Origin of the sequence: Denitrobacterium detoxificans, assembly GCF_001643775.1 — a bacterium.
Classification (GTDB): domain Bacteria; phylum Actinomycetota; class Coriobacteriia; order Coriobacteriales; family Eggerthellaceae; genus Denitrobacterium; species Denitrobacterium detoxificans.
This window is the reverse complement of record NZ_CP011402.1, coordinates 2,025,804-2,042,903: the sequence shown is the minus strand read 5'-3', so window position 1 is coordinate 2,042,903 and position 17,100 is coordinate 2,025,804. Positions and strand designations below refer to the sequence as shown.

General features: G+C 60.0%; 15 protein-coding genes. 14 read left to right on the top strand and 1 reads right to left on the bottom strand.

Features of this window, described 5'->3' with window-relative positions:
* Window positions 1-139: 139 nt before the first annotated feature.
* From AAY81_RS08355 to AAY81_RS08290, 14 genes are all read left to right on the top strand, one after another.
* A complete protein-coding gene (locus tag AAY81_RS08355) occupies window positions 140-793 on the top strand; it encodes an amino acid ABC transporter permease (protein WP_066663876.1) in 654 nt (217 codons plus the stop codon).
* Window positions 794-805: 12 nt separating this feature from the next.
* On the top strand, window positions 806-1,579 hold the full coding sequence (locus AAY81_RS08350; protein WP_066663874.1) for an amino acid ABC transporter ATP-binding protein: 774 nt from the start codon (window positions 806-808) through the stop codon (window positions 1,577-1,579).
* Window positions 1,580-1,718: 139 nt separating this feature from the next.
* Complete coding sequence (locus AAY81_RS08345) at window positions 1,719-3,236, top strand: helix-turn-helix transcriptional regulator (RefSeq protein WP_066663871.1); 1,518 nt, start codon at window positions 1,719-1,721, stop codon at window positions 3,234-3,236.
* A gap of 130 nt (window positions 3,237-3,366) precedes the next feature.
* Window positions 3,367-5,034 carry an FAD-dependent oxidoreductase gene (locus tag AAY81_RS08340; RefSeq protein ID WP_066663866.1) on the top strand — a complete coding sequence of 556 codons (1,668 nt, stop codon included), beginning with the start codon at window positions 3,367-3,369 and terminating at the stop codon, window positions 5,032-5,034.
* Between the two features lie 70 nt (window positions 5,035-5,104).
* Window positions 5,105-5,587, top strand: a complete 483-nt coding sequence (locus tag AAY81_RS08335) for a hypothetical protein (RefSeq protein ID WP_066663863.1) — start codon at window positions 5,105-5,107, stop codon at window positions 5,585-5,587.
* 137 nt (window positions 5,588-5,724) lie between these two features.
* The gene (rhaD, locus tag AAY81_RS08330) at window positions 5,725-6,558 is read left to right on the top strand and encodes a rhamnulose-1-phosphate aldolase (RefSeq protein ID WP_066663861.1); all 834 of its coding nucleotides are present in this window, start codon (window positions 5,725-5,727) and stop codon (window positions 6,556-6,558) included.
* A 431-nt stretch (window positions 6,559-6,989) separates the two neighbouring features.
* Window positions 6,990-7,706: a hypothetical protein gene (locus tag AAY81_RS08325; protein WP_066663860.1), complete on the top strand. Its 717-nt coding sequence runs from the start codon at window positions 6,990-6,992 to the stop codon at window positions 7,704-7,706.
* 47 nt (window positions 7,707-7,753) lie between these two features.
* On the top strand, window positions 7,754-10,468 hold the full coding sequence (locus AAY81_RS08320) for a molybdopterin-containing oxidoreductase family protein (protein WP_066663859.1): 2,715 nt from the start codon (window positions 7,754-7,756) through the stop codon (window positions 10,466-10,468).
* The gene (locus AAY81_RS08315; RefSeq protein WP_066663858.1) at window positions 10,458-11,090 is read left to right on the top strand and encodes a 4Fe-4S dicluster domain-containing protein; all 633 of its coding nucleotides are present in this window, start codon (window positions 10,458-10,460) and stop codon (window positions 11,088-11,090) included. Before AAY81_RS08320 ends, AAY81_RS08315 begins: the two co-directional genes overlap by 11 nt.
* Before the next feature lie 13 nt (window positions 11,091-11,103).
* Window positions 11,104-11,916 (top strand): DmsC/YnfH family molybdoenzyme membrane anchor subunit, encoded by an 813-nt coding sequence (locus tag AAY81_RS08310; RefSeq protein WP_066663857.1) that lies wholly within the window; start codon window positions 11,104-11,106, stop codon window positions 11,914-11,916.
* 185 nt (window positions 11,917-12,101) lie between these two features.
* The gene (locus AAY81_RS08305) at window positions 12,102-12,842 is read left to right on the top strand and encodes a TorD/DmsD family molecular chaperone (protein ID WP_066663855.1); all 741 of its coding nucleotides are present in this window, start codon (window positions 12,102-12,104) and stop codon (window positions 12,840-12,842) included.
* A 2-nt stretch (window positions 12,843-12,844) separates the two neighbouring features.
* The gene (locus AAY81_RS08300) at window positions 12,845-13,441 is read left to right on the top strand and encodes a 4Fe-4S dicluster domain-containing protein (protein ID WP_240480572.1); all 597 of its coding nucleotides are present in this window, start codon (window positions 12,845-12,847) and stop codon (window positions 13,439-13,441) included.
* Window positions 13,438-14,433, top strand: a complete 996-nt coding sequence (locus tag AAY81_RS08295) for a 4Fe-4S binding protein (protein WP_066663852.1) — start codon at window positions 13,438-13,440, stop codon at window positions 14,431-14,433. The genes AAY81_RS08300 and AAY81_RS08295 overlap by 4 nt, the downstream gene beginning before the upstream one ends.
* 57 nt (window positions 14,434-14,490) lie before the next feature.
* Window positions 14,491-16,023: a helix-turn-helix domain-containing protein gene (locus tag AAY81_RS08290; protein ID WP_066663851.1), complete on the top strand. Its 1,533-nt coding sequence runs from the start codon at window positions 14,491-14,493 to the stop codon at window positions 16,021-16,023.
* Between the two features lie 367 nt (window positions 16,024-16,390).
* Here the strand turns inward: AAY81_RS08290 and hpf are convergent, their stop codons facing one another.
* Window positions 16,391-16,951, bottom strand: a complete 561-nt coding sequence (gene hpf / locus AAY81_RS08285; protein WP_066663850.1) for a ribosome hibernation-promoting factor, HPF/YfiA family — start codon at window positions 16,949-16,951, stop codon at window positions 16,391-16,393.
* Between the last annotated feature and the right edge of the window lie 149 nt (window positions 16,952-17,100).

The window sequence follows — 17,100 nt, the reverse complement described above, 5'->3', positions numbered from 1 at the left end:
CCCGTCTGCTTTGGCAGGCGGGTTCTTTGCGTTTTCGCGGGGTTTGCTCCCAACGGTTTCGGAGTGCTGAACACCGGAACATGCGCACCTGATGGCGCGTATCTTCCGTTGCTCAGACGAGTTCAATAAGAGGTGTGTAATGGATTTTGCAACGATGATGGGTCTGCTTGGCAGTGGCTTGCTGCTTACGGGGCAGATTTTTCTCGTCACGCTGGTGGGCGCCCTGCCGTTGGGCGTGCTGGTGGCGCTTGCACGCATGAGCCGTTTCAAGCCGTTGGCTTGGTTCGCGCGTTTCTATATCTCCATCCTGCGCGGTACGCCGCTCATGCTGCAGCTCATGGCGCTCATGTTCGGGCCGTATTACCTGTTTGGCCTGCAGATGGGCTCCGACTGGAAGTTCTGGGCGTGTGACATTGGCTTCATCCTGAACTACGCTGCCTACTTCGCGGAAATCTATCGTAGCGGCATTCAGTCCATTCCCCGTGGCCAGTACGAGGCCGCCGAGGTGCTGGGCTATTCCCGCATGCAGACCTTCATGAAGATCGTCTTCCCGCAGGTCATCAAGCGCATTCTGCCTGCCATGGGCAACGAGGTCATCACGCTGGTGAAGGACACGTCCCTGGCGTTCGTGCTTGGCCTCATGGAAATGTTCACGCGTGCGCAGGCCATTGCCGCCAGCCAGGTTTCCATGATGCCGTACCTTATCGCAGCGCTCATTTACTGGGCATGCTGCCTCATCATCGAATTCCTCATGAATCGAGCCGAAAAGAAGCTCGATTACTACCACGACTAGAAAGGACGCGCGGTGAAAACGGATTCCAATACGGTCGTGCGCCTTTCGCACGTACGCAAGAGCTTTGGCAAGAACGAGGTACTGAAGGATATTTCCCTCGATGTGCGCAATGGCCATGTGGTCAGCATCATCGGCCCCTCGGGCAGTGGCAAGTCCACGTTGCTGCGTTGCGCCACGCTGCTCGAGCGCTTCGATGACGGCTGCCTCTCGTTTGGCGACCTGGAGGTTGCCCATAGCGAGAACGGCGCCGCCGTGTATGCCGGCAAGGAGCGCCTGCACGAGGCGCGCCAGCATTTCGGTCTGGTATTCCAGAACTTCAACCTGTTCCCGCACTATACGGTGCTGAAGAACATCATGGACGCGCCCATCTGCGTGCAGAAGCGCGATCCCGAAGAAGTGGAAGAGGAAGCGCGCGAGCTCATCAAGCGCATGGGCCTGGCGGGCAACGAGAACAAGGTGCCCTGCGAGCTTTCCGGCGGCCAGCAGCAGCGCGTGGGCATTGCGCGTGCGCTGTGCATGAACCCGGAAGTGCTCTTCTTCGACGAGCCCACGAGCGCCCTCGACCCCGAGCTTACGCAGGAGGTTCTGCGCGTCATTCGCGACCTCGCCTCTCGCCACATGACGATGGTCATCGTCACGCACGAGATGGGCTTTGCCCGCGACGTGGCCGACCACATTGTCTTCATGGATGGCGGCGTTATCGTTGAAGAGGGTCGTCCCGAAGAAGTCATCGAGAATCCCCAGCACAATCGCACGAAGGCCTTCTTGAGCAAGATTGCCGACTAGCTTTTCGGCACTGCTAGGGGCTGAACCGTTGCTCTCCCGTCGCTTGTCAGGGGGCGGGGGAGCGGTATAATTCAGCGGAACATGCGGCAATAGGGAGGAACGCGTGTCTCTGCAAAGAGCAGGAAATCTCATACGTGGTATGAGTTGGTATCATCTGGGCTTTGCCTTTTTCTGGGCTCTGTATTCCACGGGTCCGTTTGGAAATGCCGCCGTGGCCACCGCCGCTGCGCAGGCATTCGGTCGGGTGGAACCAACTTCCATATTTATATGTAATGTGCTTCAGCAGACGTGCCTCATTACGGCCTTGGCCGTTCTGGCCATTATGGGGCGTCATCGCGAGCGCATAGATCGTCGTGTCGTCTGGGCACTGGGCGCTGCCATGTGCCTGGGGCTCGTGCTGCGCTGGGTTGCGCCGCATGCGGGCGTGGCGCAGATGCCCGTGGCGTGCGCGGGCTCCGTGGTGCTGGGCGTTGCCTCGGGCGTGTTCATGGTTGCCTGGCAGAATTTCTTCGCTAACGCCGGCACGGAACGTTCCGTGGTGTGCATTCCTCTTTCCGCCGCTCTCTCCGTGGCGCTTTCGGCGCTTATCGCAATCATGCCAGCCATCGCGGGCATTGTGGCGCTTACGCTCGTGCTGCCCCTAGCGGCCTCGGCTTCGCTCGCTCTATGTTTGCGCGAAACCGAGCCTTACCAGGCAAAACCCCTCACGAAGGAACTCGTGGGCATGCTTGCATCCGACATGGCGCGCCCCGTCATCTGCGTGTGCGTGGTCGGCTTCGTGTGGAAGGCGGTAAGCCATCTGAATGGCGGCGCCTCCGATGTGGCCGCGATCGCCGCAACGACGGGCATGGTGTTTGCTGCGTTGCTGGTTGCGGGCTTGGAGCTGTTCTGGGGCCGTGGCTTCGACATCATGCGCCTGTACCAATTCATCTTCCCCGTGGTCACGGGCGTTTTGCTGCTTCCCGTGCTTCTGGGCAGCGAATGGCTGCCGTTCCTTTCGGGTTGCCTGATGTTCGGGTTCGAGATTCTCAATCTCATGCTCATCATCACGTGCGCGGCCTATGCGAGCAAGAACCACCTCAAGCCCTCCCAGGTGTACGTACCCTGCGTGGGCCTTTCCCTGGTGGCGTTGCTAGTGGGCGATATCGTGGGTTATGCGGCCGAAGGCCATGTCCTGTACGACATGACTATCATGGCGGGTGCGCTGTTCGTGTGCGCGTACTTGCTTTCCGTGGCCATGTCGCTCGTTTCGTTTGCTCCGCGCAAGCGCGCTCAGGCTGTTGACGCCGTGAACGTTGGGGTACCCGCGCAGGCCCAGAATGCGCCAGTCGCCGTGCCCGATGTGGAGCTCGAAGAGGCGGTTGCCGATGCGCCTGTCGACGCGAGCGAAGCTGAATTGGCCGGTGATGTTATGGCTGAGTCCGCGCCAAGCGAGCGCGAACTGCTCGAGGCCGCTATCGAAGATCTTGCCCCTGCCGAGGCCGTGAGCAAGCGCGAGATCGACGTTCTCGAGCTGTATTTGCATGGCTGCAACGTTCCCACTGCTGCCCAGAAGCTCTATATCTCGGAAAATACGGTGCGCAGTCATACCAAGAGCCTGTACCGCAAGTTCGGCGTTCACAGCCGCCAGGAGCTCATCGGGCTCTTTTCTGCCTAGTTTCTCTTCCTTTCTACCAGGGGTTTTGTCAATTCACCCACTTTGAGGGGTGCAGGTTTTATGTGCTGAAACTATCTTTTTGGCCAGGCGGCGTCCGTGGGAGGGACGCCAGAACCTTGTAGGAGGGAATATGACTGAGAAGAACATTTCTCGACGCAGCCTGCTCCGCGGAGCGGGCCTTTCTGCCGCAGGCGTCGCGGCTCTGGGCATGTTTGGCTGCGCCAGCCCCAGCTCCTCTTCTTCCAAGAAGGAAGAGGCTGCTAAGGCCGACGGTCAGCACACGTGGGAAGTGAAGCCCGATCCCATCACCGATATCGCCAAGACCGTTGACACCGACGTGCTCGTCATCGGCGGCGGCTATTCCGGCACCTGCTGCGCGCTTTCCGCTGCGGAAAATGGCGCGAAGGTCGTGCTGGTGGAAAAGGATGCCATGCTGAATGGCCATGGCGTTGGCGGCACGGGTGCCGTGGGCTCGAAGGTGCTCGATCAGATGGGCATCAGCTTCGACAAGCCCGTCGAGATGGAGCGCTGGGTTGCCACGTGCGGCAATCGCTGCCGTGAGTCTCTGGTCGGCAAGTGGTTCCGCGAGAGCGAACGCTGCATGAACTGGTTCCTGGACCTGGCCGAGAAGAATGGTGCCAAGTGCATGGTTACTGTTGGTTCTCGCAGCACGGTTCATCCCGAGATCGACTGCTACCACATGATCATGGGCGGCCCCATCTTCGAACAGCACACCATGGCCGACTTTGTCGAGTACATGTTCGAGTCCGAGGCTCTGGCCACGGGTAACTGCGAGTTCGTGTACGAGAGCCCCGCGGTTCAGCTGGTGCAGGACGATTCCGGTAAGGTAACCGGCGCCATTTGCAAGACCAAGGAAGGCTACGTGCAGTACAACGCCAGCGAAGGCGTGGTTCTGGCTACGGGCGACGTAAGCTACAACGACGAATACCTCGAGGAGTACGCTCCCATCGCCAAGAAGGTTATGACGCGTCTCTGCTCCGACAAGGGCAACGTGGGCGACGGTCACAACATGGCTGCCTGGGCTGGCGCTGCATTCCAGGATGGCCCCTGGCCTCTGATGATGCATCCTCAGGCTGCTGCTATGTACTCCGGCCCGTTCCTGTTCATCAACCCCAAGGGCAAGCGCTTCATGAACGAGGCCACCTGGGTGCAGGGCAAGTGCGTGGGCACCATGGTGAACGGCGGCGATGACCACTGCTGGTCCATCTTCGATGCCAACTTCGAAGCCGACAACACCGATTCGCTGCAGTATGGCGGCGGCATGTTCTGGGATAGCTTCCGCGCTGTGGGCACCACCTACGCCGACGCTTCCGCCAAGAACGCCGAGACGGTCAAGAACGGCGTTACGCAGACGCCCGACTACTACAAGACCGCTGACACGATCGAGGACCTGCTGAAGCAGCTCGATGTGGACGTGACCGAGGCCAAGGAGACCATCGATCGCTACAACAAGATGTGCGAAGCCGGCGAAGACACCGACTTCTACAAGGAATCGCACTTCCTGTATCCCATCAAGCAGGGTCCCTTCTACGCAACCAAGCTGGGCGTTGGCCTGCTGGCCGTTGTGGGTGGCATCCACATCTCCGACGACTTCGAGGTGCTGACCGCCGACGACGAGCCCATCCCCGGCCTGTATGCCATCGGCAACTGCGCAGGCGACATCTACGCCTACGACTACCCGATCAACGTACAGGGCAACAGCCATGGCCGCTGCCTGGTCGAAGGCAAGTGCCTTGGCGAGCAGCTTGCTGGCGTGTACGATAAGGTAAAGGCATAGCCACTAACCATTACCGGGAGGTGGGGTTCGCGCCCCACCTCCCTTTTCTTTTGCCCAGGAAGGGGTGCTCATGGAAGAAGCCGATGTGGTATTCGCCCATCTTCAGGAGCTCATGGACCAGATTCCCGAAATGGAAGCCCTGGGGGCGCGCCTGGATGCGGCTCGCGCTGCGCAGGCGGTGGTGGACGCCGATGCGCATCGTGTGGGCCAGGTGAATCAGGAAGCGCAGATCAAGTCTTACGTAGACGGCTATATGGCCGAACGCGAGGAGGCGCTTGCCAAGGGCGACGCCGAAGCCGAACGTGCCGCACGTGAGGCGGCCCTTCAGTGTGGCAACATGCTGGCCATTCGAAAGGGCGCACGCGAGGATGCGGAACGCAAGTTGGCTGCGGCCCTGGAAGCGGGTGGCTTCGTATCGGCGGATGCTGCGCGCGAGGCTGTTATGCCTGCTGGGGAGCTCGAGGAAGAAACCGAGCGCTTGCGTGCGTTCCAGGCGGATTACGCCCAGACGCTCCAGCGCGCTCGCGAGTTGGAGCCTGCTTCCGAAGCGTAGGACTGCTGGTTTCGCCTGTGGGGCCGGGCATGGTGCATGCGCATCGTGTCCGGCCTTTTTGCTACTGGGAGACTGCCGTAATTCGCGTGAACTGCGATAGAATAAAGACAACTCAACCGCTAGAGAGAGGGGCTGTCATGGGTATCGAACAGGCTAACTGCATGAGGCGCTTCATCCGCATGTGCGATGATGGCTGGGTAGAAGGCTGGCACGAAAGCAACGGTGGCAACCTTTCCTATCGCCTGGACGAGGAAGACATCCGCGTGGTCATGCCGTACTTGAAGGTGTCGGGCGAAGGCCACGATTGGGTGGGCATCGGCCGCAAGGAGCCCGATATCGCCAATGCGCTCTTCTTGGTAACGGCAGCGGGTTCTCCTATGCGCAAGGTGAGCATCGACCCTACGCTGAACTGCGGCATCGTGGAAATCGACGAGTCCGGTTCTGCGTGGCGCCGCGTATGGGGCTTGCGCAATGCGCGTCCTACCAGCGAATTTCTGGGTCATCTGCTTGCACACGCTGCGCTCATCCGCGATGCCGACGGCGATAGCCGCGTGGTGTATCACGCGCATTGCCAGAACGTGATTGCGCTCAGCCTCATTCTGAATGCGAGCGAAGCCGAATGGAACCGTGCGCTGTGGGGCGCCATGACCGAAGTCGTCATGCTTACTCCGCAGGGAGTGGGTGTGCTTCCGTGGATGCTGCCTGGCGGTCGCGAGCTGGCAGAGCAGACCGCGCTGAAGATTGCCGAGCATGCGGCGGTCGTGTGGTCGCAGCATGGCCTTATTGCCACGGGCCCCGATTTCGACGAGACGTTCGGCCTTACCCACACTATCGAAAAGGCCGCAAGCATTTACCTGAAGGCTCGCGCCGCGAATGGGGGCAGGGTGCCCGACCATCTGGTGCCGCCTGCGCAACTGCGGGAAGTGTGCGACGCCATCGGCGCAAGCTTCAACGAGGATCTGCTGCAGTAGCCCCATATCCCATCTGAACAAGGGACGGAGGCTTGTTCACGTACGCATCTTGCATCATGCAGGGTGCTGCGTGGGCGGGCCTCCTTTTTTTGCGCGCGATTTGCTGAGACGTGGGGGGTCGACGCGCGGAAATTTGAGGCGCAAACGCGTTTTCGTCTCCTGTTTCCATTGGTTAGGAACGCCCTTACGTGTCTTGTTCGCGGGGATTCGAGTTAGGCTAAACGAACATATTCTCGTCTAATACTCTGCGCCCTACCTGCGAAAACGTAGATTTCACCAATAGTTGGTGAGCGTTGTCTCACCAAGAAAAACCCGTTGGTGAGAGTGGATTTCACGAACAATTGAAGTTGTTGCTCCCTGGGACCTTCCCGTACCTTCGGTACCGTTCGGAGACGGCGGAGGAGGCCGTCGCAGACGAAATCGGAGGAGCAATGGAATATCAGGACCACGCTGTGGCCCCCGCAGAAGCCGTGTCTTGTACGGCGCAAGACGGGGAATGCCCTGACGCAAGCAACAACGAAGAGATCATGACGAAGGCGCTCGATTGCCCGAGCGACCCCGAAGTCGTGTTTGCGGAGGTTTGCTCCCATCTTTCCCTGAACCGTTCGAACACGCTGCCCATGTGCGCGTGCATGAACGCATGTCGCGAGTCCGTTTCCTATCGCGAAGTGGAAGTGGCCCTGGCCGACGAACCCGTTATGAACATGAGCACGCAGACGCCTCATACGCTGCTGCGCATTCTCATTGATGCGGGTGCGATTGATGCGACCCCTATCTACGAAGAGGACGTGGATCCCGAAGCCGAGGACGCGCGTGCCTACGACTACGAGCTCGTGACGTCGGAAGCGGGTCTGCGCGCCCTTGAACAGTACGATCCCTGCGCTCGCTTCGCGCAGCTCATTGAGGAGGAGCCGGAAGGCTACGCCGATGCGTATCGCATTGTGCTCGATACCTGCCGTGAGGCGGTTGGCCTTCCCGCAATCGAGACAGCCCTTTCGGGGCATCCGGCCCTGTATTCCCCCAAGACCGTGTTTGCCGGCTATTTCGTATCGAAGCTGGAAACGGTGGGCGGAATCGTGTGGGATGGCGCCTGGCGCACCACCGAAGAGGGCATTCACATGGCTGATTCTATTCCGGTTTGCGCATAGCACTGGGATTGATGAGGAAAGACAGGATATAGGGAGAAGGAAGGAATATGGGAGAAACCAAAATCACCCGCAGGGGATTCTGCAAATCCGCCGTAGCGCTTGGCGCCGTGGCTGGTTTGGGAATCAGCCTGAAGGACAGTCTGGTTGAAGCCGATCCCGCCAAAGCAGCTACCAGTGGGGAGGAGAAGATCTACAAGACCTCGTGTCGCGCGTGCATCGCATCATGCGCTGTTCTGGCGCATGTGCGTGATGGCCGCGTGGTGCGTATCGAGGGAAACCCCGAGAGCCCCATGAGCCAGGGCGGCGTATGCGCCAAGGGCATGGCAGGCATTCAGGCCTTGTACCATCCGAACCGCAACAAGTATCCCATGCGTCGTGTGGGCGAGCGTGGTAAGAATACTTGGGAGCGCATCAGCTGGGACGAGGCCCTTACCGAAGTGGCCACGAAGATTAACGAGGTTTCCGACAAGTATGGTAGCGAAGCTATCAGCGTTTCCACCGGCGGTGGCGGAAATCCGCACTTTTCGAATATCAAGCGCTTTGGCGAGGCAATCAACACCCCGAACGTATGGGAGCCTGGCTGCTCGCAGTGCTACCTGCCCCGCATGGGCGCATCGCTGCTTGCGTATGGCGCTGGCAAGCCGAACAACCTGTCGTTCTCTGACTCGAACGGCTGGGATTACTACTTCACCGACAGCAAGGTCACGTCGCTGGTGCTGTGGGGCACCGACCCCAGCAACTCTTCGGCTGCCACGGGTGGTCGCGCTCTCGCCGAGCTGCGCAATCGTCCCCAGGGCCTGAAGACGGTCGTCGTAGACCCCCGCTACACGCTCGATGCCGCAAAGGCCGATGTGTGGCTGCCCATTCGCCCCGGCACGGACATCGCTCTGTTCCTGGCGTGGACGCGTTGGATCCTGGAGAACGAGAAGTACGACAAGGATTTCTGCACCACCTGGACCAACATGCCGTATCTGATTAACCCGAACACGCGCCTCACGCTGAAGGCGACCGAAGCGGGCCTGGACGGCACGGACAAGGATTACGTTATCTGGAATCCTGCCATCAACGCGCCCGAGGTTGTTCAGTTCCCCATGGCCGAAGGCGTTCAGCCTGCACTCTTTGGCACCTACGAGGTCAATGGCATGAAGTGCAGCACCGCTGGCCAGCTGCTGAAGGAGAACTGCGAGGAGTGGACGCTCGAAAAGGCTGCCGAGATCTGCTGGCTCGATGCCAAGATGATCGAGAAGGCCCTGGAGATCTACACCGACCCCAACGGCCAGTCGAGCTTGATGCAGGGCGTGTATGCCGACCAGACCGGTCAGACTCAGGCAAACGCCCTCGCCGCGCTCACCCTGGAATTCCTCATGGGCAACGTGGAGAAGCCTGGCACCATGCTTCAGAAGTTCCCGAACGCACCTGTGAAGGACCAGCTAGGCAACACCCCGCGCTTGCTCACGCAGGACAAGGTCATGAAGCGCTGCGGCTACACCGAGTACAAGGGCCTCATCTGCTGGGATATGGCTCACATCCCCTCGGTGTTCAAGGCCATGAAAGACGGCGACCCCTACCAGATCCACATGTGGATCGAACGTTCGGGCAACAAGCACGTCGTGCTCGGCAACTCCACCTGCCTGGACGACATCGTGCCGAACCTGGACTACATCGTGCACGTGTACATGTATCCCACGGCATTCTCCGTGCTGTGCGCCGACCTCATTCTTCCCTGCACCGAATGGCTCGAGACGAACCTCCCCATTCCGCAGCTCAACACGGTCGTCATGCGTCAGGCTGTTACGCATCTGTACGAGACCGTTGAAGAGGGCATTATCTGGACACAGATTGTTCAGAAGTGTGCCGAGTTGGGCAACACGCATTGCCCCAAGGCATTCGATGCCAACGAGTGCATGACCACGCCGTTCTACAAGAACGAGTATGAGAAGCAGAAGCAGCACCTCTTCAAGCTGGCCGACAAGATGACCTGGGAAGAGGCTTGCGAAAAGGGCGTGTTCGAGTGGTGCACGGCTGACGAGTACCGTACGTACTACACCTATCTGAAGACCGACGAGAGCACCGGTAAGCCCAAGGGCTTCGGCACGCCCTCGAAGAAGATCGAGGTCTATTGCGAGTCCAACACCATTCTGGGTCGCACGGGCTATCCTTGGGCTCATTGCAAGGAGGCCGAGCATCTGGAGCTTCCCGCGGCATCGCAGGATTACGAGCCCATGCCCATCTATCATGAGCCCGCTGAGTCCCCGCTGACCGACACGGAATATCCGCTGGTCATCACCGAGGGCCGTCTGCCCATGTATCACCATGGCACGCTGCGCAACATCCCGTATCTGCGCGAGATCTATCCCGTGCCCGAGATGTGGATCAACCCCAAGGATGCCGAAAAGTACGGCATCACCGACAACGAGTGGGTCAACATCGAGAGCCGTCGCGGCAAGACGCATGGCAAGGCTCGCGTCACCACGGCCATCCCCGAGGGCGTTCTCTACCAGGAGCGCTTCTGGCTGCCCGAGCTGCTTGACTCCGATGACCCGGCTCAGGCGTATCGTGCATGCAATATCAACGTGCTCACGAAGAACGATCCCCCCTATGACCCGGTATATGGCTCGTACATTCTGCGTGGCTTCCAGGTAAAGGTGTCGCCCAGCAATGACGAGATCCTGAAGTCCATCTGGTCCGAACCCGAGCAGTTCGAGCCCTGGATGCCCGAGTTCTCTGATACCACTGAGGATGTGTTTGACTATGGCGCATAATTGCATTGTCGTTAACCTTGACCGCTGCACCGGCTGCTTCAGCTGCGAGGTGGCGTGCAAGATGGAAAATGGCGTGGCCCTGGGCGAGCGCTGGTCGCGCGTGCTGACCGTGGGCCCCGTGGGCGAGTACCCCAATATGACGCGCTACGCGCTGCCCACCATGTGCCAGCAGTGCGAAGATGCTCCCTGCGTGAACGTGTGTCCCACGGGCGCCAGCTACCGAGACCCGAAGACCAACGTCGTGCTGGTGAACAAGGAGCAGTGCATCGGCTGCAAGTATTGCATGATGGCCTGCCCCTATGGCGTGCGCGCCTGGAACAAGGAAGAGAAGTGCGTTGAGAAGTGCACCCTCTGCGGCCAGCTGACCAGCCAGGGCGAGCTTCCCGCATGCGTGAAGAGCTGCGCTGCCGGCGCTCGTTTCTACGGCGATCTGGACGATCCGAACTCCGACGTTTCGAAGGAGCTCGCGAAGTACTCCGACGACCAGATCCACACGCTGCAGGACGTGGGCAATCATCCTGCAACCCACTACATCATGACCGACATGGTCGGCACGTGGTATCCGCGCATCAAGGCGCCCGAATATCCGCGTACCGATGCGTATCCGGTAGACGGCGAATAGGAAGGAGAGCGTAATGGAAATCCAATGGTCCCTCGTTCTGTTCACCGCTATCGCGGGCACTGGTTCGTGGCTGCTGGGATGCGCGTGCATTGACGAGTTCAAGGGCATGGCAAAGAAGACGACCTCCCTGGCTGCCATCATCGCGATCGTCCTCCTGATCGCGGGCGGCATCGTCTCGGCAACGCACCTGTCCCACGTCGATAGGATATTCGGCGTTCTGGCTCACCCCGCTCCGGGCATCTTCCTGGAGGCACTGCTCTTGGGCATCGATGCGCTCATCGGTCTCATCCTGGTGCTGCTGTGGAAGCGCGATGCTTCTGCGGGCGCTCGTAAGGCGTTCGCTGCCCTGGGCGTCATCATGGCTCCGGTGTTCTCGTTCTCGTGCGGCTTCTCTTACATGATGTCCTCCCAGCTCGCATGGAACAACATTGGCCTGCCCCTGGGCTACCTGGGTACGGCTGCTGCCGCTGGTTGCGCCCTGTGGGCCCTGCTCTGCGCCTATCGCGGCGAGGCCGAAGAGGCCCTCGTGTTCGCTGGCTGGGAAACCGTGCTCGGCGGCGCGCTTGCCGTGGTGTTCGCGCTCGTGTTCGGCATGGTCTCCGGCGTTTCCGCTGGCGCTCAGGCTCCGCTGTTCTGGGGCGCCGTGGTCCTGGTTGGTGGCGTTGCCCCGCTGGCATGCGGCGTTGCCATCACCCGCAAGCCCGCATCCGCGCTTGCCTTCGCTGGCCTGGCGCTGGCATGTGGCTGCGTTGGCGCAATCGCGTTCCGCTGCCTCATGTGGCTCGGTAGCGATGCGCTCATGGCGCTGTTTGGCGTCACGCTGTAAGTAACAGCATTCGGGGCTCGCGGGGTCCCTTCCTCCCTCCAACCCGCGAGCCCATGTATAAAGGTCCCGGATGTCAGGTTCGCTGCAAGACCGTATGGCATCCGGGCACCCCGTCGCAGTCCCTGCGACGGGCGGCGAGTTTCAACGCGGCGGGGCATCCCGTTTCGCAAGATGAGGAGATAATCATGGACGTACAAGATGCGAAGCAGTTGGCTGAGGCGTGCAAGGCGCGTGCCGAGTTCTGCGGCTTCCTGGCAAGCGTGTATTTCAAGGAGCTTACCGAAGAGCAGATCGAGGCTCTTTCCCGCATCGAATTCGAGCGCGATGACTCGCTGGTTTCCCGTGGGTATGCCCGCATTGCCGACTATTTGAAGTATCGCGATTCGGGAACACGGCAGGATCTGGCCGTCGACTACGCTCGAGTATTTCTGGGCGCAGGTCAGTACGACAAGATCACGGCGCCGCCGTATGAATCCGTGTTTACGAGTGACGATGGGCTCCTGATGCAGGATGCCCGCGACAAGGCTCTGTCGTACTATCGCACGTTTGGCTACGACCTTCCCGAGGGCAACACCATTCCCGAAGACCACATTAGCTTCGAGCTTCAGTTTGCGGCGCTTCTGGCCGAAGAATCGGCGCGCGTGCTCGAGGCGGGGAACTACGATCGCTTTGCCGAGCTCGTGGCCCTGCAGCGTGGCTTCTTCCTGTATCACCAGAAGAACTGGTTCCCGCGCTTCTGCGACGCCGTCGATACGCATGCGCAGACCGACTTCTACCGCGCCATTGCGTTGATCACGCGTGGCTACCTGGAAGAAGAGGCGGCGTTTCTTGATGGCGCAGCCGAACTGGCCGGGGTTCAGGGCGATGCGGGCGATCTGCACCCGGCTTGGATGGACGAAGAGCTTCCCGAAGCGGTGGCGGTGTAGTCGTGGCTGTTACCAGAAGGGCATTTGCCGGATTCCTGGGGGCCACTGCGGCTCTGGGTGCGCTTGGTGGCGCTACCCGCGCGTTCGCGGGCGACGGCTCGCTGCTGCGTCCCCCGGGCGGTCAGGATGAGGCTCAGTTCATCTCGCGTTGCGTGAAGTGCGATCGTTGCCGCAGCGTATGCCATACGGGCGCCATTACCCTGGCGACCGTGGAGGATGGCTTCTTGAATGCACGTACGCCCACGCTCGATTTTCATCGTGGCATCTGCGATTTTTGCGACGACTGCGCGCGCGTGTGCGCAACCGGCGCCATCGTTCCCTTCAACGAGGAGACCGAGAAGATCGGTATCGCCGTGGTTCAGTCGGATAGGTGCCTGTCGTACACCCAGTCGTGCGAGGACTGCGTGAATGCATGCCCGTACCAGGCCATCACGCTCGATTCGGGACGTCATCCCGTGGTGAATGCCGACTTGTGCAATGGGTGTGGCGTCTGCGAAAACGTGTGCCCAGCGTTGGTATATGGGCAGTTTGCGGGCGGCAAGCGCCGCGGCATCGTGGTTCGCCCTGCATCTGAAGTGGAAGGATACGTGGTCCGATGAAGAAGAGCTCCGTTTTGCGCACGATAAGCGTGCTGTGCGTGCTGGGCATCGTCTGCGTGGGGCTTGCGTTCCATACGGGCGTGGGCACGCCGTCGCAATGGGGTCTGTATGACATTACGGCCATTTGTCCCCTGGGTGCGCTCGAGACGCTCATTGCCTCGAAGACGTTCGTGCCCCCAGCGCTTATCGCCCTCGCCATTACCGTGGTGGTCACCGTTATCCTGGGCCGCGCATTCTGCGCATGGGGTTGTCCCGTTCCGCTGGTGAAGCGCCTGTTTGGTGCTGACAAGCGCCATGCGAAGGCCGAGGCGCAGGCTATCGAGAAGGCCGAATCCGACGATGCCGAGAAGTCGGACTGTGCTGCCTGCGCGAGCGCTGCTCGCTGCGCCGAGGTGCACGGCGAGGACGCGGACGGTTCCGCCAAGGCTTCGGGGAAGAGCGGCGTGCTTTCGAAACTGTTCCCCGCAAACGTCAAGCGCGGCGGGTTGGACGATTCGCGCAATTGGGTGCTTGGTGGAACGCTGCTCACCACGGCCGTGTTCGGCTTCCCCGTGTTCTGCCTGATCTGCCCCGTGGGTCTATCGTTTGCCACCATCATCGCACTGTGGCGTCTGCTTCAGCTGAACGAGACGACGCTGTCGCTCGTGGTGTTCCCGGCGCTGCTGATCGTCGAAGTCGTGGTGCTGCGTTCGTGGTGCCATCGCTTTTGCCCGCTGGGGGCGCTGCTCTCGCTCATTTCGCGTGCCAATCGCACGTTCCGTCCAAAGAGCGATGCGTCGGTGTGCCTGAAGGAGTCGAAGGGGCAGAAGTGCGACGCGTGCGCGAAGGCGTGCCCCGAGGGCATCGATTTGCACGACGCCGTGAATTCTCAGCCCATGCACGATTGCACGAAGTGTCGCAAGTGCGCAGATGCCTGCCCCGTGCATGCGATTACCTTCCCCTTGAGGGACTTGGCCAGCAAAAAGTCAAGAATGGACAAGGTGGAACCGTAGGCTATCCTAGATAACGTTTTACGTCGGGGGAGGACGTATTTACGGAGGGAAGCGGTTATGCAGACGGAGAGCAAGGGCCGCGAATCGCGTGGCGTGGGCGATCTCGCTCGCGAAATCGAAGAGCAATGGCCTAGTTTGAAATACTTATCTCTTGGTTGTTATTACGCATGGATTTTCTTGTGCTATAGCAGCCAGGTACTGGAAGCTTGGGCAGGGGTCGAATCCTTCGTGCCCAAGTTTTCCATGTACATATCATCCACCATCGCACTCACGGTGACGTTGGTGCTTGCGGCTGTGTTCCATCGTCGTTTCGAACGTCTGCTGGAGCGCCGCCGCTTCGTCATGCTTGCGGCATTGTTGGCCTCTCTGGCCACGGCTGCGCTTGCGTATGGCTTGCAGTCCGACCCCGAGGGTCCCATCTACCATGCTGGTTGCGTGCTTACGGGCGTGGGCACGGCGCTGATTGCGCTGCGCATAGGCACGATCTACGGGAGCCTCTCTGCGCGTAAGGCGCTCATGCTCACGTCGGTGTCGTTCCTGTTCGCCACCATGATCTACTTCGTGTGCGTTGGCGTGCCCGCCGTGCTCGGGCTCGACATTCTTACGCTGTTACCGCTCATCGCGGCTGTGCTTACCCTTTCGTTTACGGGTAGCGGGCAGCGTGGCGTTGCAGAGAAGTCCGCGGAAAGCCCCGCTCATCACCTTCCTCATGGGTTCTTGGTCAGGCTCGTCCTTGCGACGTTCGTATTCTCGCTTGCCGCGAGTTTTGCAAGCGGGGGTGCTCATTCTGCGGTGGGTCTTTCGTCCGTTTCCGACGATGGGTCCATCGCCATGTTCCTCATTGGTCTTGTGGCCATTGTCGTATTCATCATTTCCGGCGTGCTGTCCGCTCGATTTGACCTCGTGCGGTTGTACTATCCGCTCATTCTGCTGGCGAGCATCAGCTTGCTCGTCATCCCCGTGACGGGTGGCCACCTAGAGGGCCATGGCCTGCTGCCCACGGTGGTGTACAACGTGTTCATCATGTTCATCTGGGTGCTGCTTTCGCACGTATCCGATCGTACGCAGCTTTCCGCCGTGCAGGTGTTTGGCTGGGGGCGTGGGGCGTCTGCCCTGGGCACGACCGTTGGAAACGTGCTTGCCATGGAAATCCAAACGGCCAGCGGCGACCCTACGAATATGATGGTCGTTGCCTCGGTTGCCCTGCTGTTTGCGCTTGCCGCTACGGCCATGGTGGTGCTCAAAGAGGGCGCGCTTGATGACATGTTCGCCAAGACAGGCGGTGATACCTCGCAGGGCTTTTCGGCGCTGCTCGACCCGTTTGCGCAGGATGCGGCTCTGGCGGGCAAGGGTTCTTGGATGCGTAGCTGCGAGGAGCTTGCCGACGAGACCAATCTCTCGAAGCGCGAGCGCGAGGTGCTCGTGCTGCTCTCGAAGGGCCGCACCATCGAGTTTATTGCCGAGGACCTGGGCATTTCGTTCAATACGTCGAAATCGCACGTGCGTCACGTGTACGAGAAGACGGGCGTGCATACGCGCCAAGAGCTGCTCTCCCTCATCGAAACGCGCCGCAACGCCATGCGGGTGTGACAAGGTGACAAAGGTGACAGTGGGACGGTTCTTCTGTCACCTGGCTTCCCATTTCCTGCCTGTCAGAGGCGTTTGGGCAAAATCGAGGCTCATATTGTAAAAAAATCGTCGTTCTGAACATCGTTTTGCCGTTTGACACCTTATTTTGCGTGCATGCGCTACGTCTCGTACGCATAACGCCTGGTGGCGTCTTTCGATGAGCGAGTTATTGCCCTCGAAAATGTTCAGAACGACGAATTTTTTACACGGGCAAGGCCGATTTTGCCCAAATAGGGTTTTAGTCTTTTCCGCCAAGCGATTCCGGGCATAAAAGGGCGTCCGCTCCAATTGGAACGGACGCCCTTGGTTTAGCTATGCGAGCTAGATACTAGATCTGCTTCAGCAGGCCGTAACCGCCATTGTCGCGGCGATACAGGATGCGGAAGGTATCGGTGTCGCGGTCGATGTAGCCGAAGAAGTCGTGGCCCAGCAGGTCGATCTGCACGAGCGCTTCCTCTTCCGTGAGGGGCAGGAACTCAACGTCCTTCTCGCGCACGACGGCATCGTCGGCGAGCTCTTCCATGAGGGCGTCGAAGTCGGTTTCCTCGGCGGTGGTGCGGATGCTCTCGGCCTTGGTGCGGGTCTTGTGCTCGACAACGCGCGTCTTGAACTTGCGCAGCTGGCGCAGGACCTTGGCGGCTGCGACGTCGATTGCCGCGTACATGTCTTCTTCGCGCTCTTCAACGCGGATGATGTGGCCCTTGGCGGTCATGGTTACCTCGCACACGGCGGGGCAGGCGATAGCAGGGTTCTGCTCCATGTGCAGGACGACTTCCGCAATCAGCGGATCGATGTCCATAACCTTCATGGAATTGCCGATTTTCTCTTCCGCATAGGACTTGAGAGCGTCGGTGATGGGCATCTTGCGGCCGGTGACGGTAATCTCCATGAAAATCACCTCTCAGAAATATGGGGTATAAAAAACAGCTGGACGAGCGGCGGGCACAGGGTGATGACGTGTGCGGCGACTCCTTTCCGAGCTGGTATATCCAGTATAGCGCTTTATTGGAGGTTTTAAGGAAAATAGGCCATGGAATG